Source organism: Streptomyces sp. BL1, from assembly GCF_057628045.1.
Window position 1 is genome coordinate 2,644,873 of the sequence record NZ_JBXYWZ010000002.1, and the last position, 22,853, is coordinate 2,667,725.

Sequence of the window (22,853 nt, forward strand, 5' to 3'; positions counted from 1 at the left end):
GCCTGCGGGACGTGCGCGCGAAGGTCAGGCGGGCTGCTCCGCGAGGCGGCCCAGCGCGGCGTCCGCGCGGGCCAGCGTGCGCTCACGGCCCAGGACTTCGAGGGACTCGAAGAGCGGGAGACCGACGGTGCGCCCGGTGACGGCGACGCGGACCGGGGCCTGCGCCTTGCCGAGCTTCAGACCGTGCGTCTCGCCGGCCGCGAGGACCGCGTCCTTGAGGGCGTCCGTCTTCCACTCCGGGAGCGCCGCGAGCTTCTCGCGGGCTGTGGCCAGGACCTCTTCGGCGCCCGGCTTCATCGCCTTCTGCCACGACTTCTCGTCGTACACCGGCTCGTCGAGGAAGAGGAAGTCGACGTTGTCGGTGATGTCGGAGAGGACGGTGAGGCGCGTCTGCGCGAGCGGCGCCAGCTCCTCGAAGGCGGCCTGCGAGAACTGCTCCGGTGTCCACGGCGCGTACGGGGCCGCCAGCCACGGCGCGCAGGCCGCGGTGAAGTCCTCGACCGACAGCTCGCGCAGATGCGTGGCGTTGATGGCCTCGGCCTTCTTCAGGTCGAAGCGGGCCGGGTTGGCGTTCACATCGCCGATGTCGAAGGCGGCGACGAGCTCGTCCAGCGAGAAGATGTCGCGGTCCTCGGAGAGCGACCAGCCCAGCAGCGCAAGGTAGTTGAGCAGTCCCCCGGGGAGGAAGCCGCGCTCGCGGTAGAGGTTGAGGGAGGCCTGCGGATCGCGCTTGGAGAGCTTCTTGTTGCCCTCCCCCATCACGTACGGAAGGTGGCCGAAGGACGGCACCTGCCCGCCGCCGACGCCGAGTTCGGCCAGCGCGCGGTAGAGCGCGATCTGCCGCGGGGTGGAGGACAGCAGGTCCTCGCCGCGCAGCACGTGCGTGATCTCCATCAGCGCGTCGTCGACCGGGTTGACGAGCGTGTAGAGCGGGGCGCCGTTGGCGCGCACGATGCCGTAGTCGGTGACGTTCTCCGGGGCGAAGGTCATCTCGCCGCGGACCAGGTCGGTGAACGTGATCGGCTCGTCGGGCATCCGGAACCGCACGATGTGGGTGCGGCCGTCCGCCTCGTACGCGGCGACCTGCTCGCCGGTCAGGTCACGGCACTTGCCGTCGTAGCCGGAGGGGCGGCCGGCGGCGCGGGCCGCCTCGCGGCGCTCCTCCAGCTCCTGCGCGGTGCAGTAGCAGGGGTAGGCGTAGCCGCCGGCGAGCAGCTTCTGCGCGACGTCCGCGTAGATGTCCATCCGCTGGGACTGCCGGTACGGGCCGTGCGGGCCGGTCTCCCCCTCGGTGGAGCCGTCGAAGGCGACGGGGCCCTCGTCCCAGTCGAGGCCGAGCCAGCGCATGGACTCCAGCAGCTGCTCGTACGACTCCTCGGAGTCGCGGGCCGCGTCGGTGTCCTCGATGCGGAAGACCAGGGTGCCGCCGTGGTGGCGGGCGAACGCCCAGTTGAACAGGGCGGTGCGGACCAGGCCCACGTGCGGGTTGCCGGTCGGGGAGGGACAGAACCGGACGCGGACGTCCTTGGCCCCGTCCGCCGTTGCTGTCGGTGTCGCGTCAGTCACGCTTGACTACCTTGTTGGTGAGAGTGCCGATGCCTTCGATGGTGACGGCGACCTCGTCGCCGACGTTGAGGGGGCCGACGCCCGCGGGGGTGCCGGTGAGGATGACGTCGCCGGGGAGCAGCGTCATCGCCTCGGAGATGTGCACGACGAGGTCCTCGATGGAGCGGATCATCTCGCTGGTGCGGCCCAGCTGCCGCTGCTCACCGTTGACGGTGCACATCACGCCGAGGTCGGAGGGGTCCAGCTCGGTCTCCACCCAGGGGCCGAGGGGGCAGGAGGCGTCGAATCCCTTGGCGCGGGCCCACTGTTCCTCGCGGCGCTGCACGTCGCGGGCTGTGAGGTCGTTGCCGCAGGTGTAGCCGAGCACGACGTCACGGACACGCTCGCGCGGGACCTCCTTGCACATCCGCCCGATCACCACGGCCAGCTCGGCCTCGTAGTGCAGGTCGGAGGTGAAGTCCGGGTACGTGACGGGGTCGCCGGGGCCGCAGACGGAGGTGGAGGGCTTGAAGAAGACCACCGGCGGAGAGTCCTGCGTCGGGACCTCGTTGCCGAGTTCCTTCGCGTGCTCCGCGTAGTTGCGGCCCACGGCCACGACCTTGTTGGGCAGGACGGGCGGGAGCAGGCGGACCTTGTCCAGCGGGAGCTTCTGGCCCGAGCGCTCGAAATCGGCGAACGGGTGGCCTTTGATGATGTCGAGGACGGGTCCGCCTTCGGTGTTCGCGTCCCCTTCAACGACGCCGAAGGCGACGTTCCCGTCGAGGGAGAATCTTGCGATGCGCACGGTTTCGGGTTGCCCCTCGGGTGGTGGTGGAGTCGGACACTCCAGCGTATTCCACACGGGGGCGGGGGCCGGGCCGTGCCCCTGGTCCCGCCCCTGCCCGTGCGGGCGGTACAGCCCGTGCGGGGCATGCCGCGCGGGGCCGCGCCCCGGGGCTCCGCCCTGGCCCCACGGTCGTGGGGCCGGGCCCGTGGAGCCTCAGCGCAGGCGGGCCATGAGGGCGTGCTCGACCAGGGTGATCAAGGCGCTCTTGGCGTCGGCGCGCATCCGGGCGTCCGTCGTGATGATCGGCGCGTCCGGGCCGATCTGGAGGGCCTCGCGGACCTCTTCGGGGCTGTACGGCTGGTGCCCGTCGAAGCCGTTGAGGGCGATGACGAAGGGCAGGCCGGAGTTCTCGAAGTAGTCGACCGCGGGGAAGCAGTCCGCGAGCCGGCGGGTGTCGACGAGGACGACGGCGCCGATCGCGCCGCGCACCAGGTCGTCCCACATGAACCAGAACCGGTCCTGCCCCGGCGTACCGAACAGGTACAGGATCAGGTCCTGGTCCAGGGTGATCCGGCCGAAGTCCATGGCGACCGTCGTGGTCGTCTTGTCCGCCGTGTGCGTCAGATCGTCGATGCCTGCCGAGGCGGAGGTCATCACGGCTTCCGTGCGCAGCGGATTGATCTCCGACACGGCGCCCACGAAGGTCGTCTTGCCCACACCGAATCCGCCGGCCACCACGATCTTCGCGGAGGTCGTCGATCGGGAGGCGCCCCCGGCGATACCGCCGCTAGAGCTTGCGAAGTCCACTGAGCACCCTTTCGAGCAGTGTCACGTCGGGCTGGCCGTCGGCATTCGTGCCGTCACCACCGGGCTGGTGGATGGCTACCAGTCCGGCTTCGGCCAGGTCGGCGACGAGGATCCGGGCGACGCCGAGCGGGATGGAGAGGAGTGCGGAGATCTCGGCAACCGACTTGATCTCGTAGCACAGGCGGCAGATCCGCTGGTGTTCGGGCAGCTGGCCCGTCAACTGGGCGGAATCGGCCGAGGTGTGCACCAGTGCCTCGATGGCGAGCTGGTAGCGGGGACGGGTCCGGCCACCCGTCATGGCGTACGGGCGCACCAGCGGCTGCTGTTCACCGCGTGCGCCCGCGCCCGTCCCGGTGTCGGGACGCTTGCGGGGAGGCGGCTGCACCGGCTGGATGCGCGGCGGGGGTGCCTGCTCGTAAGGCTGCGGAGACTGCGGCTGCTGTTGCTGCGGCGGCTGGGGCTGCTGCGGGACCTGCTGTCCCTGCTGCTGTCCGAACTGCTGCTGCCCGTACGGCTGCTGGGGCTGCTGAGGCTGCGGGCCCTGCCCGGAGGCGAACTGCCGCGGCTCGAACTGCTGCTGCCCGTAAGGCTGCTGGGCCTCCGGCCGCTGGTACGGCTGGGGCGCCTGCTGCTCGTACTGGTCCTGCGGCCGCACGTGCTCGCTGGGCGCGGAGGGGAAGTTGAAGCGCTTGAGTGCCGGGGTCTCCCCGCCGGCGGCAGGCGACAGCTCGTCCTCCTGACCATTGCCGTACGGCGACGGACCGCCTGGGGGCGTTGCCACGTTTCCTCCTCCGGTTCACGGACGTGCGGGCCGGTTTCCTTGTGCTTGCGACGGCTCCTCAGCCGGTGCGGGGCGCCGCGCCCCGCACCCTATGGCGCGGAGACGCAATGCGCACGGCTTGTCTGCGGGTTGAGAACTAGTTGAGGAGGCTGCCCTGCAACTCGGCCCGGAGGTCCGGGGTCAGCACGTTGCCCGCGCGGTCCACCAGCAACGCCATTTCGTACCCCACGAGGCCGATGTCGGCCTCCGGGTGGGCGAGAACGGCGAGGGAGGAACCGTCGGAGATGGACATGATGAAGAGGAATCCCCGCTCCATCTCCACAACCGTCTGGTTCACCCCGCCTCCTTCGAAGATCCGCGAGGCTCCGGCGGTGAGCGAGGTCAGCCCTGACGCGACCGCCGCCAACTGGTCGGCGCGGTCCCGCGGGAAGCCCTCGGACATCGCGAGCAGAAGTCCGTCGGCGGAGACCACCACGGTGTGGGAAACCCCTGGGGTGTTCTCCACGAAGTTGGTGATCAACCAGTTCAGGTTCTGCGCCGCCTGGCTCATCGGGCTCACACTAACGCTCCTGATCGTAGGTGCTGCCGGGGCCGAAGCCCTGTTGGTCATTCTGGTGGGCGTCGCCCGCACTGCGCCCTCGGCGGACTCCGCGGTGCAGATTGCTCAGCCTGCCGCGGACGTCCTCGGGGGCGCGGGAGACCGATGGTCCGCCCTGCGGGCTCTGCTCCGCGGTGCCCTCGACCAGGTTGGCCTTCGGCACCCGCCGTGGAAGTCCGGAGGATGTGACCCCACCGGCCTCCGGGTCACGCAGCCTGCCCGCACGGTCCCAGCGCTCGTCGTTCGCCGAACGCCAGCCGGTTCCCCGGTCCGTGCCGGGTGCCCCGGCGCCGTCCCCGGTGTCCCGCTGCGGCGCCGACTGCTGTGCCGCAGGTTCCGGTTGGGTCTGCTGCTGCGCTTCCGGCGCCCCGTCCCCCTGCGGTCGGGCCGACTCGCGACGGGGAAGCCCCGCGCCGGTCGTGGCGCCGAAATCGCTCGGGGTGGGCCCCGGACGGTCGAAGCCTACGCGGTCCGCCTCGCCGTCGGGAACGCCGGGCGCGGATTCCGCTTCGGTCGTCTGCGACGGCCACCGAGAGGTGTACTGCCGTTCGTACAGGGCCTCTTGGGGCTGATCGTAGTGCTGGTACTGCTGCTCGTTCTGCTCGTACGCCTGGTGCTCGTACGAGTCCTGCCGGCCGTAGTTCTGCTGCCCGTTGAAGGGGGACAGCTGCTCGCCGAACAGATCCTGGCCGCCGAACGCGGGCTGCTCGCGCGTGTCGTACGCCTGCTGCCCGTACTGCGGATCCTGCGGGGCCAGGGGGTCCTGCGGGGCCGCGCCCGGACCCGGGTCCTGACGCGGGCCGGGAAGCTGCTGCCGCGGCTCCTCGGGGTGCTGCTGCGCCTGCGGGCCGCTCTGCGGCTCCTGTGGCCACTGCGGGGCGAACTCGCCCTGCTGCGGGCCCTGTTCGCCCTGCTGGGCCTCCAGGGCCGCACGCCGCCCCTCCCGGAGCAGGGAGCGGCCGACGGGGTCCAGCGAGGACAGGTCGTCGGGCACCTCGGGGGTCCCGTACCGGGAGTCGTCGAAGCCGAGTTCGGCGGCGGACCGCTGGCCGAGCTCCACGGGGTTCTGCGGACGCTCCGGCATGATCCGGGAGACCGTGAAGTCCTCCTCGAATCCCTCGTCCTCGCCGCCACCGCCGTGGGTGATCGCCTCGGGGAGCATGACCAGCGAGGTGGTGCCGGTCGACTTGCCCGCGGGGCGCAGCTGGACGCGGATGTCGTGCCGGCCGGCGAGCCGGCCGACCACGAACAGGCCCATGCGCTGCGACACGGTGGCGTCCACCACCGGCGGGTTGGCCAGCTTGTGGTTGATGTCCGCGAAGTCCTCGGCGGTGAGGCCGATGCCCTTGTCGTGGATCTCGATCATCACCCGGCCGTCGGGCAGCCGCGTCGCGGTGACGTGCACCTTGGTCTGCGGCGAGGAGAACGAGGTGGCGTTCTCCAGCAGCTCGGCGAGCAGGTGCACGAGGTCGTTGACGACCTGGCCGTGGATCTCGCTCTCCGGCACGCCGGACAGCTCGATGCGCTCGTACTCCTCCACCTCGGAGGAGGCGGCCCGCAGGATGTCCACCAGCGGGACCGGCTGCACCCAGCGGCGCCCCGGCTCCTCGCCGGCGAGGACGAGGAGGTTCTCGCCGTTCCGGCGCATGCGGGTGGCCAGGTGGTCGAGCCGGAAGAGGCTCTCCAGCTGGTCCGGGTCGGCCTCGTTGTTCTCCAGGTCGGTGATGAGGCCGAGTTGGCGCTCGATCAGGCCCTGGTTGCGGCGCGAGAGGTTGGTGAAGATCGCGTTGACGTTGCCGCGCAGCAGCGCCTGTTCGGCGGCGAGCCGTACGGCTTCCCTGTGCACCTGGTCGAAGGCGCGGGCGACTTCGCCGATCTCGTCGCGGCTGTCGATCGGCATCGGCTGCACGCGGGTGTCGACCCGGCCGGGGTCGGTGCGCGAGAGCTGGTCGACGATGTTCGGCAGCCGCTGTTCGGCGACGTCGAAGGCGGCGGTGCGCAGACTCAGCATGCTGCGGCTCATCGCGCGGGCCATCCGGCCCGCGATGAGGAAGGCGAGCAGCAGGGCCGCGAGTACGAGCACGGAGTTGAGGATCGCGTCCGTGCGGGCGTCCGCGGCGATCGTCTCGGTCTCATCCACCGCGTGACTGGTCAGGTTCTTCTCGACGTCGGTGTACGCGTCGAACTTGCCGGTGGCGGTGGCGTTCCAGCTGTCCTCGGTGACGCCCTTGGCCTGCAGCGTGGAGGGCCGGGCACCGCTGCCGATGGCGGTGACCATCTTGGTCATGGAGGGCGGGGTGACGAAGGGGAGGCCCTTCGCGCGGGCCTGCGCCTTGGCGGCCGCGGTCTTCTTCTTGCCCTCGGTCTGTGCGGCGGCCAGCTCGCTCTTGAGCAGCTTCACGTCCTCGGGACGGCCGCCGCCGACGTACTCCTCGAGCGCGATGCGCTCCAGGTAGGCGTACGAGCCGAAGGCGGTGAGCTGCTTCTTCTTGTCGGCGGCCGTCGGGCCCGGCTTCACCAGCAGGTGGGTGCCGATGGACCGCTGCAGCGACTCGGCGGCCTTGGCCAGCGAGACGGAGTAGACGGTCCGGCCGTACGAGGTCACGTTGCCGGTGCCGAAGCCGAGTTCGTTGGCGAACTCCATCAGCGGGTGCTGGACCGTGACGTAGCCCTCTTCGGTCTTCACCCCGCCGAGCTTCTTGGTGTACGCGGCCTGCCGCAGCGCGGCCAGCTTCGGCTCCTGCTCGCGGAAGGTGTCGAGCCGGCGCTTCAGCCCCGGCTTGTCCGGCATGTTGTCCGCCGCGGTGTCGAACTTCTGCTTGGCCTGGTCGGTGGCGGCGCGCGCCTTGTCGACCTCCGGGTCGTGCCGGTGGCCGCCGAGCAGCGGCGCGGCGGTACGGTCCCGCTCGTCGATGAGGGCGTTGCCGTACGCCGAGGCCGCCTCCACGAGTTCGGCGGTCGCCTGCGCGTCCTCCGCCTCGTTCCAGGTGGAGATGGCGTCCTGGACGCGGAAACCACCGAGCACCAGCGCGACCAGTACCGGGATCAGCAGGATCGCGTTCAGACGGGTGGGAACCCGCCAATGGCGTGCGGACAGCCGGCCCTTGCGGCCACCGCCCGGGGGCGCTCCCCCCGCGGATGCCGCGGCGGCCGCGCGCGACGGCGGGGTGAAGTTACCCCGCTCCTGGCCACGAGCCTGCGGCGCAGAGCCCGTCTTGCTTCGGCTCACTCGACTCCTCACCTTTCGGCGGTCGGCGCCCCTTCGTCGGCGACGCGCCGTTCGCTACTGCTGAGTTCACGAATTTCAGCACGTCAGGGCCGCCCTTTCCAAACACCGCCGGAGGGAGTGCGGGGCCGGAAATCAGCCCCCGGAAAACGGGCATTGCGGCCGTGTTACGGCAAAAGACCTGAGAATTGTGTGCAGAGTGAAACCCTCTGCTCGCCACCAGTGTTCACGGCCGCCCCATTGCCTGTCGAAACGTTATGAAGGCGGTGCGGGACATGACGCAGAACACATCCGGGCAGCCGGGGACGCCGCGCGTCCGCTTCACAACTCGCCCTGAAGACCGGGGAGTTGACCCGATCTTCGTTACCGGTGGCTCACCGGGAATTCACTTCAGACGGGCGAGCAGGGCGTGCTCGACGAGCGTGATCAAACCGCTCTTCGCGTCCGCGCGGTGCCGTGCGTCGGTGGTGATGATCGGAGTGTCCGGGCCGATCTGCAGTGCCTCGCGGACCTCTTCGGGACCGTACGGCTGGTGCCCGTCGAAACCGTTCAGCGCGATCACGAACGGGAGGCCCGAATTCTCGAAGTAGTCCACCGCCGGGAAGCAGTCCGCCAGCCGGCGGGTGTCCACCAGCACGACGGCGCCGATCGCGCCGCGCACCAGGTCGTCCCACATGAACCAGAACCGGTCCTGGCCCGGCGTACCGAACAGGTACAGGATCAGATCGTCGTCGAGGGTGATCCGGCCGAAGTCCATGGCGACCGTCGTGGTCGTCTTGTCCCCGGTGTGGGTCAGGTCGTCGATGCCCGCCGAGGCGGAGGTCATCACGGCCTCGGTGCGCAGCGGATTGATCTCCGACACGGCGCCCACGAAGGTCGTCTTGCCCACACCGAATCCGCCGGCCACCACGATCTTCGCGGAGGTCGTCGAGGCGCCGCCGGCCGGCGCCCCGCCTCCCGCATATCCGGTCATCTGGCCCCCTGGCTGCGGGCTAGAGCTTGCGAAGTCCACTGAGCACCCTTTCCAGCAAGGTCACGTCGGGAGCGCCGCCGGGATCCGTGCTCGAGCCGGGCTGGTGGATGGCCACCATGCCGGCCTCGGCCAGGTCGGCGACGAGGATCCTGGCCACCCCCAGCGGGATGGCGAGGAGTGCCGAGACCTCCGCCACCGACTTGACCTCGCGGCAGAGCCCACAGATCCGCTGGTGTTCGGGGAGCAGTCCCTGCAGCTGTGCCGGGTCCGCGGTGCTGCTCACCAGCGCCTCGATGGCGAGCTGGTAGCGCGGCCGGGTACGGCCGCCCGTCATGGCGTAGGGGCGGACCAGCGGCTGGTCGCCCTCGTCGTCCCCGTACGACGCGTCGGGATAGGCGTCGTACGGGCCGGGCGAGGCGGGCGGGTTCATGGCTCCTCCGGTCGGGGCATGCGATGGGCTGGGCGGACTGTGGTGCTCGTGCGGGGGGAGCAAACGATCAGTTGAGAATGCTGCCCTGGAGCTCTGCGCGCACGTCCGGGGTGAGGACGGTGCCCGCGCGGTCCACCAGGAGTGCCATCTCGTACCCGATGAGGCCGATGTCGGCCTCGGGGTGGGCGAGAACGGCGAGGGAGGAGCCGTCGGAGATGGTCATGATGAAGAGGAAACCCCGCTCCATCTCGACCACCGTCTGGTTCACGGCACCGCCCTCGAAAATGCGGGAGGCGCCTGCGGTGAGGGAGGTCAGTCCGGACGCGACCGCCGCCAACTGGTCGGCGCGGTCCCGCGGGAAGCCCTCGGACATGGCCAGCAACAGACCGTCCGCGGAGACCACCACCGTGTGCGACACACCCGGGGTGTTGTCCACGAAGTTGGTGATCAACCAGTTCAGGTTCTGCGCCGCCTGGCTCATCGGACTCAACTAACGCTCCTGCTGATAAGTGGGGCCCAGACCGCGGCCCTCGGTGCTGCCGGCCTGCCGGCCCTGCTGGATGCCCCGGCGGAGGTTGGTGAGCCGGCCGCGTACGTCGTCAGGCGCACGCGAGACCTGCGGACCGGACTGGGCGGATGACTGCTCTTGTGCGGTACCCGCCACCAGGTTGGCACGGGGAACCCTCCGGGGGAGGCCGGATGTGGTGACTCCGCCGGCGGCGGGCTGGCGTACCTGCTCCGCCCTGCGCCACGTCTCGTCGTTCGGCGAGGCGCCCCACTGCGCCGCGGGGTCGGCCTCCCGGCCGCCCTCCTCGGTGCCGCGGGCCGGCCGGCGCTGCGGCATCGGCGGTACGGCGGAGGCCGCCTGGCCGGGACGCGGCGCCGGGGCCGCGGACGGCTCCTCGGGGCGCAGGTCGGCACGGGCGTGCTGCTGGGACGCGGCGCCGTGGTCGGCGTACTGCCCGGGCTGCCCGGACTCCTCGAACTGCGGAGCCTGCGGGGCCTGCGGGTCCTGACTCCCGTCCTCCCGGAACCAGTTGGACTCCATCGACGCGAAGATCGGCGTCGGTGCGTCACCGGCGGCCGGGGCCTCGGGTATCCGGAAGTTCGGGTCGGTCAGCGGGGACTCGTCCGCGGGCGGCGCCGTGAACTCGCCGGTGTCCTGCGGCGTACGGGCCACGGGCTGCTGCGGCTGCTGCTCCTGCGGTGCCGGGGGCTCCGGAGAGGCGAGCTGCGGGTCGTTCTGCGGGGCCTGCGCCCGGTCCTCGCGCAGCGCCTGACGCAGCTCGTCCGCCGCCGGGTTGGCGGGGCCCTCCTGCTGTCCGGCCTGCTGCCGGGGCGCCGTGTCCGCGCCCTGGCCGCCACTGGAGGCGCTGGTGAATCCGGGGCGGGCGTACTCGCCCGTGGACTCCGGCTCCTCGTGGCCGCGCGGGGTGTCCTCGGCGGCCCGTGCCGGGTCGTCGACCCAGCTGGGCCGCGGCAGCGGCACCTGCTGCCCGTCGTCCGCCGGCGGCTGTTCGCCGGCGACCGGACCCTTGATCTCGGGGCGGGGGAACTCCCCCACGGGTATCCCGTCGCGCCAGCCCGGCTGTTCGGGCCGGCCGGAACGGTCACCGGACGCCGGGGCCGGAGCCGCGGGAGCGGCCGGCGGCGGGGCGTCGAAGTCGGGGCGCGCGAACTCGGCCGTGTCACCGGGACCGCCGGCCGCCGGGCCGCCGATCGCCGGGCGGGCGCCGGTGTCGGGCCGGCGGAACTGCGCGGTGTCGCCGGTGTCTTCGGCCTGCGGGCGGGGGAACCCGCCGGAGTCGCCGCGGCCGCCGGGCAGTTCGCCCGCGGGGTTGCGGGCCGGAAGCGACGGCGGGCCCTGCCGGCCGTCGCCGGGACGGCCGGACGCACCCGCGGGTGCCGGGGCCTCCCCCGGCGTACCGGGGTGCGGCGGGGCGGGCGGGGCCGTGTTGCCGCCGCCCGAACGGGCGTTGCCGCCCCCGCCGAAGAAGTCCATCGTGGGCGCGCCGGCCCCGGCGGGCGCACCCGCGCCGCCGTTGCCCGGCAGCGCGGCGCGCTGGCCGCCGCTCACCTGGCCGCGCGGGGTGAGGCCCGCGAGCCTGCTGCCGGCGGGGGCGTTCTTGGCCGGGCCGGAACCGGCGGCCTGGCCGCCCTGGCCCTGCGCGCCCTGGCCGCCCTTGTTGGCGCCGCCGCCCTGGGCGACGTCCACGGGGAGCATGACCAGCGCGGTCGTACCGCCGGAGTCGGACGGGCGGAGCTGGATGCGGATGCCGTGCCGCAGCGACAGGCGGCCGACCACGAAGAGGCCCATGCGGCGGGAGACGGAGACGTCCACCGTCGGCGGGTTGGCGAGGCGCTCGTTGATGGAGGAGAGGTCCTCCGGGGAGAGCCCGATGCCGGTGTCGTGGATCTCGACCAGCACACGGCCGTCGGGCAGCGCGTGACCCGTGACCTTGACCTTGGTCTGCGGCGAGGAGAACGAGGTGGCGTTCTCCAGCAGCTCGGCGAGCAGGTGCACGAGGTCGTTGACGACGCGGCCCGTGACCTCGGTCGTGGGTACGGAGTTGAGCTCGATCCGCTCGTACTGCTCCACCTCGGAGGCCGCGGCGCGGAGCACGTCGACCAGCGGGACGGGGCGGGTCCAGCGGCGGCCCGGCTCCTCGCCGGCGAGGACGAGGAGGTTCTCGCCGTTCCGGCGCATGCGGGTCGCGAGGTGGTCCAGCTTGAAGAGGGAGGACAGCTGGTCCGGGTCGGCCTCGCGGGACTCCAGTTCCGAGATCAGCGACAGCTGCCGCTGGATGAGGCCCTGGCTGCGGCGCGAGAGGTTGGTGAACATCGCGTTGACGTTGCCCCGCAGCAGCGCCTGTTCGCCGGCGAGCCGGACGGCCTCGCGGTGCACGTCGTCGAACGCCGCGGCCACCCGGCCGATTTCGTCCCGGCTGTGCACACCGACGGACTCGACGGAGGTGTCGACGTCCTGCGGCTCGGACTCGGACATCTGCTTGACCAGCTCGGGCAGCCGCTTGCGGGCGACGTCCTGAGCGGTGTCCTGCAGCCTGCGCAGCGAGCGGACCATGGAGCGGGCGACGACGAAGGCGCCGACGAGGGAGATGCCGAGCACGAGCAGGATGACGGCACCGTTGATGAAGGCGTCGCGCTGTGCCTCGGACCGGAGTTCACGGGCCTGCTGCTCCATCTGGGAGAGCAGCGTCGACTCGATCTTCCCCATCTCGTCGATCTTCGTACGGTCCTGGTCGTACCAGTCCATGTACGAGCGGTTCTCGCGCTTGATCCCGTCCGCGTTCTGCAGGACGCGGTCGCGGTACTTGTCCGCGGAGGTGATGTCGACGATGCCGCCGTCCAGCGGCTTGGTGAGCTGGGCCGCCTGCTCCTCGCCGTAGATCTGGCCGAAGCTGTTGAGCGAGGCGCGCTCGCTCTCGCTCGCCGTCTTGGCGTACAGCCGGTCGCTCTCGGAGAGGCTGGGGCCGCCCTTGCGGGCGAGGCCGGCCGAGATGATGGCGCGCTGGATGGACGCGTACTCCTTGGCGGAGGAGAAGGACGCCAGCGCACGCGTGCTCTGGATCATCTCGGAGTTGCTGGTCGCCTGCGCCATGTCCTGGGACAGCGAAAGCAGCGACTCGATGAGGGTGTTGTAGCTGTTGACCGTCTGGGAGACGTAGCTCGGGTTCTCGTACGCGCGCTCGCGGACGTCGCGGATCGCGGTCAGCTGGCGGGTGATGTCCAGCACCGTCGACTGGACGCCGGCCATCACCTTGTCGTTGTCGCCGTCGATGTCGGCGGTCGCGGACTTGAAGGCCGCGAAGGACTGGTCGGTCTTCTCGCGGGGCGCGACGACCGTGTCGTCCTTCTCGTTGCCCGTGCCGACCAGCGGACCCGCCGAACGGTCCCGCTCCTCCTGGAGCGCGGCGGCCAGGTCGGTGGCCTGCTCCGTCATCTCGGTGAGGAGCTTCATGTTGTCGAGCTGGTCGACGTTGGCCAGCGAATCCTGAATACGCAGCGCACCCAGGGTCGTCGCGGCGACCACCGGGAGGGCGAGCAGGGACACGAGCCGGGTGCTGATGCGCCAGTTGCGCAGGGCTGTGCGCGAACCGGGGGTCGCCGCGGCCGCGGCCCGGGCGGCGGCAGCCTCGCTGCCACCGGACGGATCGCCGGTCGGATACTCCGGTCCCGCGCCGCCTCCTTCCCGCACGGCGGCCGTGGGACCGCTTTCGTGGGCGCGCTGCGGGTTGGAGCTGCGTTCGGTCGTACCGTGCGGCTCTCCGGCCGGACCGTTCGCAGCCCCCGCAGCGCTGCCATCCCTCTTGAAACGTCCCTGCACTAGCGTCGCAACCTCTGGACCAGGCGCCCCTGCCGCCAATGACGGCGGGACGGTATCGAGTCGTGGGGGTCCCAGGCCCCCCAATGGCGGTCGTGAGTGACCGTCGCCCCCCTCACCTCCGCCGCGCGGCGCTGCTCTGCGCCCCCTGCGCGCCGGCTGATGTCCTGCGGCGGTCCGTGGAATTCCAGCACAGAGGCGGATCTCCAACAAGGGCGGCGAGGGAACTGTGACGCTGGTGACGCTGTGGAGACGCCTTGTTACGTGACGTGCGAAACCGCCCTGGAGATAACGGACTTATCCGTACGGTTCCTTCAGTTGATCATGCACCCGACGCAGCAGGCGGACTGCGCGGAACTTCGCATTCGGGCGCGATGTCCGCTTCACGGCTACGAGTTGACTGGGAGTTATGTCTCTTTTGCCGGGTGTCTGGTGAGGAAACTCACATGCCGTGTGCCGACTGTCCCGCTCCGTGGACGGGAATAGCGGGCCTACCCTCGGGGTTTACACCCTGCACGGAATCGACAAGCCGCGAGCGAGGATCGGCCGAGAGTGAAGACGACGATGATCATGCAGAACATAGCCAACCCCCGCCGCACCACGCTGGCCCACCTGGAGGACGCGGGCGAGCTCGCGACCTCGCCCGTGGAGGCGCTGCCGGAGCAGGCGGAGGAGCTCCCGGCGAGCACGGCGAACCCGCAGCGCACGACGCTCATGGACGCGCCGGTCGCGAACTAGTCGCGTACGGCGTCCATTTCGGACAGCGTAAGGCCCCCGGACCTGTTGAGGGTTCCGGGGGCCTTCGTCGTACGGGTGCGGCTCGCGCTGCGGGTTTGCGCAGTTCCCCGCGCCCCCTAATGCGGGGTGCGGTTACGCGTGCCAGCTGGTGGGGGCGCGGAAGCCCTGCTCGCGCTCCAGGCGGCGCCATCCGGCGCGCGTGGTGCGGCGATTGGCGGCGGGGATCTGCGCGTGCCGCTGGGTGGCCGCGGCGCGGGCCAGCAGCAGTGCGGTGACCGCTGCCAGTTCTTCCTCGTTGGCCTCGCCCTTCTCGACTCGGACCAGGCTCTGCGCTTCGGTGGAGTTCACCAGTTCCTTCCTCACTGCGGCGGATTGCCGTGCTTGCGTTCGGGCAGGTCGGCGTGCTTGTTGCCGAGCATGTCCAGTCCCCTGACCAGTACTTCGCGGGTCTCGGTCGGGTCGATGACGTCATCGACCAGACCGCGTTCGGCCGCGTAGTAGGGGTGCATCAGCTCGGCCTTGTACTCCTTGACCATCCGCGCCCGCATCGCTTCGGGGTCGTCGGCGGTCGCGATCTGCTTGCGGAAGATCACGTTGGCGGCACCCTCGGCGCCCATGACCGCGATCTCGTTCGTGGGCCACGCGTACGTGAGGTCGGCGCCGATGGACTGGCTGTCCATCACGATGTACGCGCCGCCGTACGCCTTGCGCAGCACCACCGAGATCCGCGGCACCGTCGCGTTGCAGTACGCGTACAGCAGCTTGGCGCCGTGCCGGATGATGCCGCCGTGCTCCTGGTCGACACCGGGCAGGAAGCCCGGCACGTCCAGCAGCGTCACGATCGGGATGTTGAACGCATCGCACATCTGCACAAAGCGGGCGCCCTTCTCGGACGCCTCGATGTCCAGCACCCCTGCCAGGGACTGCGGCTGGTTGGCCACGATGCCGACCACCCGTCCGTCCATCCGCGCCAGCGCGACGATCAGGTTCGTCGCCCAGCGCTCGTGGATCTCCAGCACCTCGCCGTCGTCGACGATCTCCTCGATGACGCGGCGCATGTCGTACGGCCGGTTGCCGTCCGCGGGCACCAGGTCCAGCAGCGCCTCGCTGCGCCGCTCGACCGGGTCGCCCGACGGCTCGCGCGGCGGGTTCTCCCGGTTGTTGGAGGGCAGCAGCGAGAGCAGGTAGCGCACGTCCTCCAGGCAGGTCTGCTCGTCGTCGTACGCGAAGTGCGAGACGCCCGAGGTGCCGGCGTGCACGTCCGCGCCGCCGAGACCGTTCTGCGACACCTCCGCGCCGGTCACCGCCTGGACCACGTCGGGTCCGGTGATGAACATCTGCGAGGTCTCCCGGACCATGAACACGAAGTCCGTCAGCGCCGGCGAGTAGGCCGCGCCGCCCGCACACGGGCCGAGCATCACCGAGATCTGCGGGATCACGCCCGAGGCCTTGGTGTTCCGCTGGAAGATCCCGCCGTAGCCGGCGAGAGCCGCCACACCCTCCTGGATACGCGCGCCCGCGCCGTCGTTCAGCGAGATGAGCGGAGCGCCGGCCGCTATGGCCTTGTCCATGATCTTGTGGATCTTCGTGGCGTGCGCCTCGCCGAGCGCGCCGCCGAAGATCCGGAAGTCGTGCGCGTAGACGAACACCGTCCGCCCGTGCACCGTGCCCCAGCCGGTGATCACACCGTCCGTGTAGGGCTTCTTCTCCTCCAGGCCGAATCCGGTGGCCCGGTGCCGGCGCAGGGTCTCCAGCTCACGGAAGGAGCCCTCGTCCAGCAGCAGTTCGATCCGCTCCCGCGCGGTCAGCTTGCCCTTCGCGTGCTGCGCCTCGGTCGCCCGGTCGCTCGGGCCGCGGTACGCCTCCTCGCGGATCGCGGTCAGCTCGGCCACACGTCCGTGCGCGTCGGGCGCCTCGGCGGCCTCGGTCTCCTGGGGCGACTGCTGGGACAGATCGGTCATGTATAGACCCTACGAAACGGACCAGGTCCCCGCCGTCGTCAGATTCGCACAGTCTCCGGGCCGGTTTCATGGCTGCGCTGGACAGAACCAGCGTCCTCACCGTGTGCCTAGGACGGAACCCTCTCACCCCTGGCGCCGGGAGCTGTCGGGTCCCGACAGCTCTCCCACCTGCGGTCCCTTCCACAGGTCAGCTGGTCAGGACCTTACAGCGCAGTGTGGCCCCCGCGGTTCCGGGCGTGACGCGCAGCCGCAGCCGGGCGCCGCTCTCCAGTACCTCGATCCCCTCCCCCGTCTCCAGTACGTGGTGCACGCGGCGGTGCCAGGTCACCTCGAACGAGTGACCCGTGCGCGAGGGCTCGGCGAGGCAGAGGGCCGCGGTGCGGCCCCGCTGCCGGATCAGCACGCTCGCGGGGGCGCTGCTGGAGAGCTGCCGGACGCGGCCTGCCTCCCAGAAGTTGACCGCGGTCAGGCCGAGCGAGCGGATGGTGACGCCCTGCTGATCTGCGGTGTTGGCGTCGACGGCGAGCCAGTCGTCGTCCGCCGCGCGGGCCGCGAGCGTACGGGGCCCGGCGCCGGGCATCAGCAGGTACGCGTACCGGGCGGCGGACGGGTCGGTGCCGTGGTCGGTCCACAGGGTGAGCCAGCGGCGGCTGATCCGGTCGGTGGCGCTGCCCTTGTTGATGTCCGACCAGGCGCCCGTGCGGACTTCACGCCGTACCGACAGCTCGGTGCCGCCGGGCCAGACCCAGCCGCCGTGTCCCGCGAGGTGGGCCCAGCGTGCGCCGCGCGCGGTGTGGGTGCGGCCGAGGCCGGTGAGCCGGGACCGGTCGGTGCCGTCGACGGTGAGGACTGCCGTACCGTCCGCGCCGAGGTTGCGGTTGTCGTAGACCGTCTCGACGGGGACCCCGTCGCGGGCGCTGATCCCCGCGCCGAGGCAGACGACCGTGTCGGCGGCGCAGAACCAGGACTTGCGCGCGGTGAGCGTGGACTGGAGGCCGCGCAGGTGCTGGCCGACGGCGGCGAACTCGCCGTCCGTGGTGCCGCCCACCCAGGCGGCGTCCGGTCTGGACTCGCCCCATTCGCCGCCGGCGTTGTCGGCGAGCTTCTTGGTGGAGACGGTGGTGCCGGGCAGCCGGTACCAGTCGACGGTGGGCCAGAAGTCGTCGGTGTACTGGCCGAGGGTCTCATCGGGGCCCCACCAGGAGAGCATGCCGGCGCCGGTGTGCCAGCCGCGCGGGTTCTCGCCGTTGCCGCACTCGTAGTAGGCGATGCGGTCGGAAGCCATCGCGATGTTCGCGCACCAGCCGGGGCGGCGGTGCACGGCGCGGGCCATGGCGGGGAACAGGGTGTGCCCCACCGGCTCGGGCGCGACAGGGCCCGCCTCGTCGGCGACGGCGTGCAGCCGCGCCAGGTCGGCGACCTTGAACTGGCGGTCCGTCAGCACCGGCAGCGCCGTGTCCCGTTCGATCCAGCCGCGCACCTTCGCGTGCCAGGCGGCCCGTTCGGCGGGCGTCGCGGCCTTCGCCAGCAGGGCGACGGCCGCGGCCAGTTGGTGCCCGCGCTGGTGGTCGCTCTGGTGTATGGCCTCGGGGTCCTGCCGGAGTATGCCGCGGGAGATGGCGCGTCCGCTGACGCTGTCCATCATCAGCCCGTCGAACAGCAGCGGCGCGTAGGCCTTCTGCACGCTGTCGTAGACGATCTGCCGATTGGGGTCGGTGACTTCCCAGGACGTCCCGTCGAGCAGGGCGAAGAGCCGGCCGAGTCCGTCGAGCAGGACATAGCCGTACGTGCCGGAGTAGGCGACCCAGGTGTGCTGGATGAACGAGCCGTCGGCGTACAGCCCGTCCCCCTTCGTGACGTACGGGAAGACCGGGGAGAGCGCGCGGCTCGCCAGCGCGATCTTGTCGCCGTCCTCGCCGAGCACCCCGCGCACGGCGTACACCCGGCAGAAGTCGACGCGGTTCGCGCCCGTGGAGGTGCCGGTGTACTCGTCGAAGACGGACGGCGGGAGGAAGTGGTCGACGGCGGCGAGGTATTCGGCGCGTGCGGCGGCGGGCACCTCGTCGTGCAGCAGGGTCAGGATGTCGAGCAGCAGCCGGGGGCTGCCGATCTGCCACTCCCACCAGTTGCCGTAGCGCTCGGTGCCCCGGTGGTAGACCCGCTCGTGCACGTGGGCGAGGCCCGTACGGAGCGCTTCCGCGAGGCCGGCGTCGCCGGTGAGGCCGGTGCCGGGCTGGGCCCAGGCCTCGGCCATCGTGGCGAGCCGCTGGTACGACTGCGTGATGCCGGACGGCGGGTCGAAGGGATAGCCCGGGAAGAGCGAGCCGTCGGCGGGGCTCATCTGGCCGCGCAACGTGCGGGCGCGGTCGCCGAGTTCGCGGAGGCGGCCCGCGTACGGCTCGGCCGCGGGGTCGAAGCCGGTGCCGAGCATCAGCTCCCGCCAGCGGCGGCGCAGGGCGGGGAAGTCCTCGGCGGCGGAGGCCGCCCGGGCTCCCGGGGCGCCGGGGCCGAAGGCTCCGGCCGCGGACGCGGCGGAGGCGATGGAGGCTGCGGCGAGGAACGTACGGCGGGGCAGTGGCGGCACGGGATGCTCCCTCTCGCTTCTCGAAGTGGCTTAGACCTCTCACGAGTTGAGCGTTGTCTAGCACCCCGGCCGCCCCGCGACAATGCTCATTTCACGGATTCGGCAACCGCTTTCTCCTCGCGTACGGACTCGCCCAGGACCGTTTCCCGCGGGGTGATCACGAGGAACAGTACGGCGGTCACGGCGGCGGAGAGCAGGAAGCTGAAGTCCAGACCGCCGAACCGGTCCACGAAGGGCCCGGTGTAGAGCGGGGTGTCCACGGCCAGCAGTCCCAGCGCGGAACCCACCGCCCAGGCGAGCGCGGCCCGCGGGTTCCAGCCCGCGCGGTACCAGTACGCGCCGCCGTGCGAGCGGCGGTTGAGGACCTGCAGCGCCTCCGCGTCGTACGTCCCGCGGCAGCGCGCGTGCCCGATCAGCACGATCACGGACCAGGGGGTGCCCACGGCGGTGAGCAGCAGCACGAAGGACGTCATCGCGTCCTGCGCGTCCCAGACGAAGTGCCCGGTGAAGACCAGCGCCGTGGAGATCGCCGCGACGGCGTAGGTGCACCGCGTACGGGTCGTCCTGGGGACGATCGCGTCCAGGTCGAGGCCCATCGAGTAGAGCATCAGGCCGGCGTTGCCCACCGAGCCGGCGGAGGCGGCGAGCAGCAGCGGCGCCAGGAACCAGAAGGGCGCCTGCTCGACCAGCGGCCCCGCGTAGTCGGTACTCGCCTTGGCTGCGAAGGCGGTGAAGGTGCCGAACAGCTGCGGCACCAGCAGCCCCACGACCAGGCCGAGGCAGGTGGCCAGGTGCACCTTCCGGGAGGAGTGGCGCAGCGGCGAGATGTAGCGGGTGTAGTCGCCGAGCAGCGTGATGAAGGCCATCGGCCCGCTGAGCCCGCCCGCGACGACGGCCAGCAGGAAGGTGGGCCGGAAGCTGCCCAGCAGGTACGGGGTGTCGGGCAGCGGTGCGGTGCCGAAGTCCGGGGCGTAGGCGAGGAGTCCGATCAGCAGCAGCACGGTCATGCCGATGGCGAGCACCTTGGACAGCCGCAGCAGCAGCCTGTAGCCGTACACGGCGCTGAGCGCGGTGGTGCCCGCCAGGACGGCGTAGGTCACGGCGGTGCAGAGCCCGGAGTCGGGGATCGAGTCGAGGCCGGTGAGCCGGGCGACGGTGGCGACCATGACGTCGCCGCCGACCCACAGGGTCAGCGCGGTGTAGCCGAGCGAGAGCAGCAGGCCGATCACGGAGCCGAGGAGCCGGCCGCGTACGCCGAACTGGGCGCCGCTGCTGGTCGACAGGTTGGTGCCGGTGCGCAGCGAGACCAGTGCGAGGGGCGCCACCAGAAGCGTGCCCAGCACGGTGCCGAGCACGAGCGAGGTGACGGAGGCCCAGAAGCCGAGCCCGAAGGAGACCGGCAGCCATCCGAAGACGACGACGCCGAGGGCGAGGTTGGAGCCGAGCAGGAAGGTGACCACGTCGCGCGGTCTGCCGGTGCGTTCCGCCTCCGGAATGGTGTCGACGCCGTGTTGCTCGATGTGCATGCGCTGCACTCCCTTGTGCCGGGGTCCTGGAGGGGGGTGGACTTAGAGCAGCGCTCAATGTGACTCAGCCTCGCTGACACGTCAATACGTGACGCATCTGACTTGACTCTTCGAGCGTCGATCTAAAGCATGAGCGGGACTGAACCGACGGAAGGCGGGTGGACCCGGATGCGGCTGACCCCGACGGAGCGCGACCGGCTGCTGATCTTCGGCACGGCCGAGCTCGCCCGGGCGAGACGGGCGCGCGGTCTGCGGCTGAACGTGCCGGAGGCGACGGCGCTGATCGCCGACACCGTGTGCGAGGCCGCACGGGACGGACTGCGGCTCGCGGAGGCCATCGAGGCGGGACGGTCGGTGCTGGGCCCGGACGACGTGCTGCCCGGGGTGGCCGACGTGGTCACCGAGGTGATGGTGGAGGCCGTCTTCGAGGACGGCTCACGGCTGGCCGTGGTCGAGGCCCCGCTGGGCGAGGCCGGGGCCGAAGGGCCGGGCAGCGTCCTGCCGGGGCCGGAAGCGGAGCCGGAGCTCCCGGCCGGAGCCGTCACGCTGAGCGTGCGCAACACCGCCACCGTGCCGGTCAGCGTCACCTCGCACTTCCACTTCTTCGAGGCCAACCCGCGGCTGGACTTCAGCCGCGCGGCCGCGTACGGCATGCGTCTCGCCGTGCCGGCCGGCTCCTCCGTGCGCTTCGGCCCGGACGAGGAGCGCGAGGTCACGCTGGTGCCGATCGGCGGCGACCGGATCGCGATCGGCTTCGCCGGGCTCGTCGACGGGCCGCTGGACGCGCCGGGCGCACGGGACGAGGCACTGCGGCGCGCCGCCGCGTGCGGATATCTGGGGGTGGAGCGATGAGCGCGCCGTACGGAGGACACCAGGACCCGCGGGAGTACGCGGGCGTGCACGGCCCGCGCACCGGCGACCGGGTGCGGCTGGGCGACACGGGGCTCGTCGTCCGCGTGGAGTCCGACGCGCAGCGGCCCGGGGACGAGTTCCTCGCCGGCTTCGGCAAGACCGCGCGGGACGGGCTGCACCTCAAGGCGGCGGCGGTCCGCGAGACCTGCGATGTCGTCGTCAGCAACGTGCTGCTCCTGGACCCCGTCCAGGGCATCCGCAAGGTCTCCATCGGCATCCGGGAGGGCCGCATCCACGCCGTGGGCCGGGCCGGCAACCCGGACACGCTGGACGGTGTGGACGTGGTCGTCGGCACCGGTACGTCGATCGTGTCCGGCGAGGGCATGATCGCCACGGCGGGCGCCATCGACACCCACGTCCATCTGCTCTCGCCGCGGATCATGGAGGCGTCGCTGGCCTCCGGCGTGACCACGATCATCGGCCAGGAGTTCGGCCCGGTGTGGGGCGTCGGGGTCAACTCGCCCTGGGCGCTGCGGCACGCGTTCGGCGCCTTCGACGCCTGGCCGGTCAACATCGGCTTCCTCGGGCGGGGTTCGTCCTCCTCCCCCGCTCCGCTGGTGGAGGCCCTCGCGGAGGGCGGGGCCTGCGGCTTCAAGGTGCACGAGGACATGGGCGCGCACACCCGCGCCCTGGACACGGCGCTGCGCGTGGCCGAGGAGCACGACGTACAGGTGGCGCTGCACAGCGACGGGCTGAACGAGTGCCTGCAGGTCGAGGACACCCTCGCGGTGCTGGAGGGGCGGACGATCCACGCCTTCCACATCGAGGGCTGCGGCGGCGGGCACGTGCCGAACGTCCTGAAGATGGCGGGCGTGCCCAACGTCATCGGCTCGTCCACCAATCCGACGCTGCCGTTCGGCCGGGACGCGGTCGCCGAGCACTACGGGATGATCGTCTCCGTCCACGATCTGAAGCCGGATCTGCCCGGTGACGCGGCGATGGCCAGGGACCGGATCCGGGCCGGGACGATGGGCGCCGAGGACGTACTGCACGACCTGGGCGCGATCGGCATCACCTCCTCCGACGCGCAGGGCATGGGGCGCGCGGGCGAGACCGTGCGCCGGACCTTCCAGATGGCGGGGAAGCAGAAGGCCGACCTCGGCCCCCTGGAGGGCGACGGGGACGGCGACGACAACGCGCGCGTGCTGCGGTACCTCGCGAAGCTCACCCTCAACCCGGCCATCGCGCACGGCCTTTCGCACGAGGTGGGCTCCGTCGAGGTGGGCAAGATGGCCGACCTGGTGCTGTGGGACCCCGCGTACTTCGGCGCGAAGCCGCAGCTGGTGCTGAAGTCCGGCTTCCCGGCGTACGGGGTGACCGGCGACCCGAACGCGGCGACGGACACCAGCGAACCCCTCGTGTACGGGCCGCAGTTCGGCGCGCACGGCGCGGCTCCTGCCGAACTGTCCGTGGCCTTCACCGCGGCGGCCGCCGCCGAACAGGGCGGGGACGGCATGCCGACCCGCCGCCGCAGGGTCGCCGTACGGGGCACGCGCGGCATCGGCCCCGCCGACCTCGTGCACAACTCGCGGACCGGCGAGGTGCGGGTCGACGAACGCACCGGGCTCGTCACCCTCGACGGCGCCCCGGTGCGCTCGGAGCCCGCCGACTCCGTCTCCCTGAACCGGCTGTACTTCCTTTGA

17 protein-coding genes are annotated in these 22,853 nt (G+C 71.5%); 3 read left to right on the forward strand and 14 right to left on the reverse strand.

Annotated features, from left to right (window positions below; genetic code table 11):
* Positions 1-24: 24 nt before the first annotated feature.
* The 10 genes from gltX to AC3AGO_RS11660 all read right to left on the reverse strand — a co-directional run bounded on the left by gltX (position 25) and on the right by AC3AGO_RS11660 (position 13,492).
* Entirely contained in the window at positions 25-1,566 is a 1,542-nt protein-coding gene (gene gltX, locus AC3AGO_RS11615; RefSeq protein WP_487820083.1) for a glutamate--tRNA ligase, read from the reverse strand.
* The gene (locus AC3AGO_RS11620; RefSeq protein WP_487820084.1) at positions 1,559-2,350 is read right to left on the reverse strand and encodes a fumarylacetoacetate hydrolase family protein; all 792 of its coding nucleotides are present in this window, start codon (positions 2,348-2,350) and stop codon (positions 1,559-1,561) included. The genes gltX and AC3AGO_RS11620 overlap by 8 nt, the downstream gene beginning before the upstream one ends.
* 195 nt (positions 2,351-2,545) lie before the next feature.
* Entirely contained in the window at positions 2,546-3,139 is a 594-nt protein-coding gene (locus AC3AGO_RS11625; protein WP_487820085.1) for a GTP-binding protein, read from the reverse strand.
* Entirely contained in the window at positions 3,120-3,920 is an 801-nt protein-coding gene (locus AC3AGO_RS11630) for a DUF742 domain-containing protein (protein ID WP_487820086.1), read from the reverse strand. The genes AC3AGO_RS11625 and AC3AGO_RS11630 overlap by 20 nt, the downstream gene beginning before the upstream one ends.
* A 136-nt stretch (positions 3,921-4,056) precedes the next feature.
* A complete protein-coding gene (locus tag AC3AGO_RS11635; RefSeq protein ID WP_345749626.1) occupies positions 4,057-4,470 on the reverse strand; it encodes a roadblock/LC7 domain-containing protein in 414 nt (137 codons plus the stop codon).
* Between the two features lie 10 nt (positions 4,471-4,480).
* Positions 4,481-7,747, reverse strand: a complete 3,267-nt coding sequence (locus AC3AGO_RS11640) for a sensor histidine kinase (protein ID WP_487820087.1) — start codon at positions 7,745-7,747, stop codon at positions 4,481-4,483.
* A 382-nt stretch (positions 7,748-8,129) separates the two neighbouring features.
* Entirely contained in the window at positions 8,130-8,756 is a 627-nt protein-coding gene (locus AC3AGO_RS11645) for a GTP-binding protein (RefSeq protein WP_487820088.1), read from the reverse strand.
* Positions 8,737-9,147 carry a DUF742 domain-containing protein gene (locus tag AC3AGO_RS11650; protein WP_487820089.1) on the reverse strand — a complete coding sequence of 137 codons (411 nt, stop codon included), beginning with the start codon at positions 9,145-9,147 and terminating at the stop codon, positions 8,737-8,739. Before AC3AGO_RS11650 ends, AC3AGO_RS11645 begins: the two co-directional genes overlap by 20 nt.
* 67 nt (positions 9,148-9,214) lie before the next feature.
* The gene (locus AC3AGO_RS11655) at positions 9,215-9,628 is read right to left on the reverse strand and encodes a roadblock/LC7 domain-containing protein (protein ID WP_487824621.1); all 414 of its coding nucleotides are present in this window, start codon (positions 9,626-9,628) and stop codon (positions 9,215-9,217) included.
* A 9-nt stretch (positions 9,629-9,637) separates the two neighbouring features.
* Entirely contained in the window at positions 9,638-13,492 is a 3,855-nt protein-coding gene (locus AC3AGO_RS11660; protein WP_487820090.1) for a sensor histidine kinase, read from the reverse strand.
* 549 nt (positions 13,493-14,041) lie between these two features.
* Here AC3AGO_RS11660 and AC3AGO_RS11665 point away from each other — a divergent pair.
* Positions 14,042-14,227, forward strand: coding sequence for a hypothetical protein (locus tag AC3AGO_RS11665; RefSeq protein WP_487820091.1), 186 nt, complete (start codon positions 14,042-14,044; stop codon positions 14,225-14,227).
* A gap of 132 nt (positions 14,228-14,359) precedes the next feature.
* On the opposite strand, the gene AC3AGO_RS11670 is transcribed toward AC3AGO_RS11665, so the two are convergent.
* From AC3AGO_RS11670 to AC3AGO_RS11685, 4 genes are all read right to left on the reverse strand, one after another.
* The gene (locus tag AC3AGO_RS11670; RefSeq protein ID WP_487820092.1) at positions 14,360-14,575 is read right to left on the reverse strand and encodes an acyl-CoA carboxylase epsilon subunit; all 216 of its coding nucleotides are present in this window, start codon (positions 14,573-14,575) and stop codon (positions 14,360-14,362) included.
* 11 nt (positions 14,576-14,586) lie between these two features.
* A complete protein-coding gene (locus AC3AGO_RS11675) occupies positions 14,587-16,188 on the reverse strand; it encodes an acyl-CoA carboxylase subunit beta (RefSeq protein WP_487820093.1) in 1,602 nt (533 codons plus the stop codon).
* Positions 16,189-16,375: 187 nt separating this feature from the next.
* Positions 16,376-18,772, reverse strand: a complete 2,397-nt coding sequence (locus AC3AGO_RS11680; protein WP_487820094.1) for a polysaccharide lyase 8 family protein — start codon at positions 18,770-18,772, stop codon at positions 16,376-16,378.
* An 86-nt stretch (positions 18,773-18,858) separates the two neighbouring features.
* Entirely contained in the window at positions 18,859-20,298 is a 1,440-nt protein-coding gene (locus AC3AGO_RS11685; RefSeq protein WP_487820095.1) for a cytosine permease, read from the reverse strand.
* A 168-nt stretch (positions 20,299-20,466) separates the two neighbouring features.
* On the opposite strand from AC3AGO_RS11685, the gene ureA reads away from it, so the two are divergent.
* Positions 20,467-21,150 (forward strand): urease subunit gamma, encoded by a 684-nt coding sequence (gene ureA / locus AC3AGO_RS11690; RefSeq protein ID WP_487824622.1) that lies wholly within the window; start codon positions 20,467-20,469, stop codon positions 21,148-21,150.
* Complete coding sequence (locus AC3AGO_RS11695) at positions 21,147-22,853, forward strand: urease subunit alpha (RefSeq protein WP_487820096.1); 1,707 nt, start codon at positions 21,147-21,149, stop codon at positions 22,851-22,853. The genes ureA and AC3AGO_RS11695 overlap by 4 nt, the downstream gene beginning before the upstream one ends.

Excerpts from the sequence above, each read along its gene's own strand:
- AC3AGO_RS11635 (WP_345749626.1), bottom strand. The coding sequence starts at position 4,470 with ATGAGCCAGGCGGCGCAGAACCTGAACTGGTTGATCACCAACTTCGTG.
- AC3AGO_RS11650 (WP_487820089.1), bottom strand. The coding sequence starts at position 9,147 with ATGAACCCGCCCGCCTCGCCCGGCCCGTACGACGCCTATCCCGACGCG.
- AC3AGO_RS11655 (WP_487824621.1), bottom strand. The coding sequence starts at position 9,628 with ATGAGCCAGGCGGCGCAGAACCTGAACTGGTTGATCACCAACTTCGTG.
- AC3AGO_RS11675 (WP_487820093.1), bottom strand. The coding sequence starts at position 16,188 with ATGACCGATCTGTCCCAGCAGTCGCCCCAGGAGACCGAGGCCGCCGAG.
- AC3AGO_RS11685 (WP_487820095.1), bottom strand. The coding sequence starts at position 20,298 with ATGCACATCGAGCAACACGGCGTCGACACCATTCCGGAGGCGGAACGC.
- ureA (WP_487824622.1), top strand. The coding sequence starts at position 20,467 with ATGCGGCTGACCCCGACGGAGCGCGACCGGCTGCTGATCTTCGGCACG.
- AC3AGO_RS11695 (WP_487820096.1), top strand. The coding sequence starts at position 21,147 with ATGAGCGCGCCGTACGGAGGACACCAGGACCCGCGGGAGTACGCGGGC.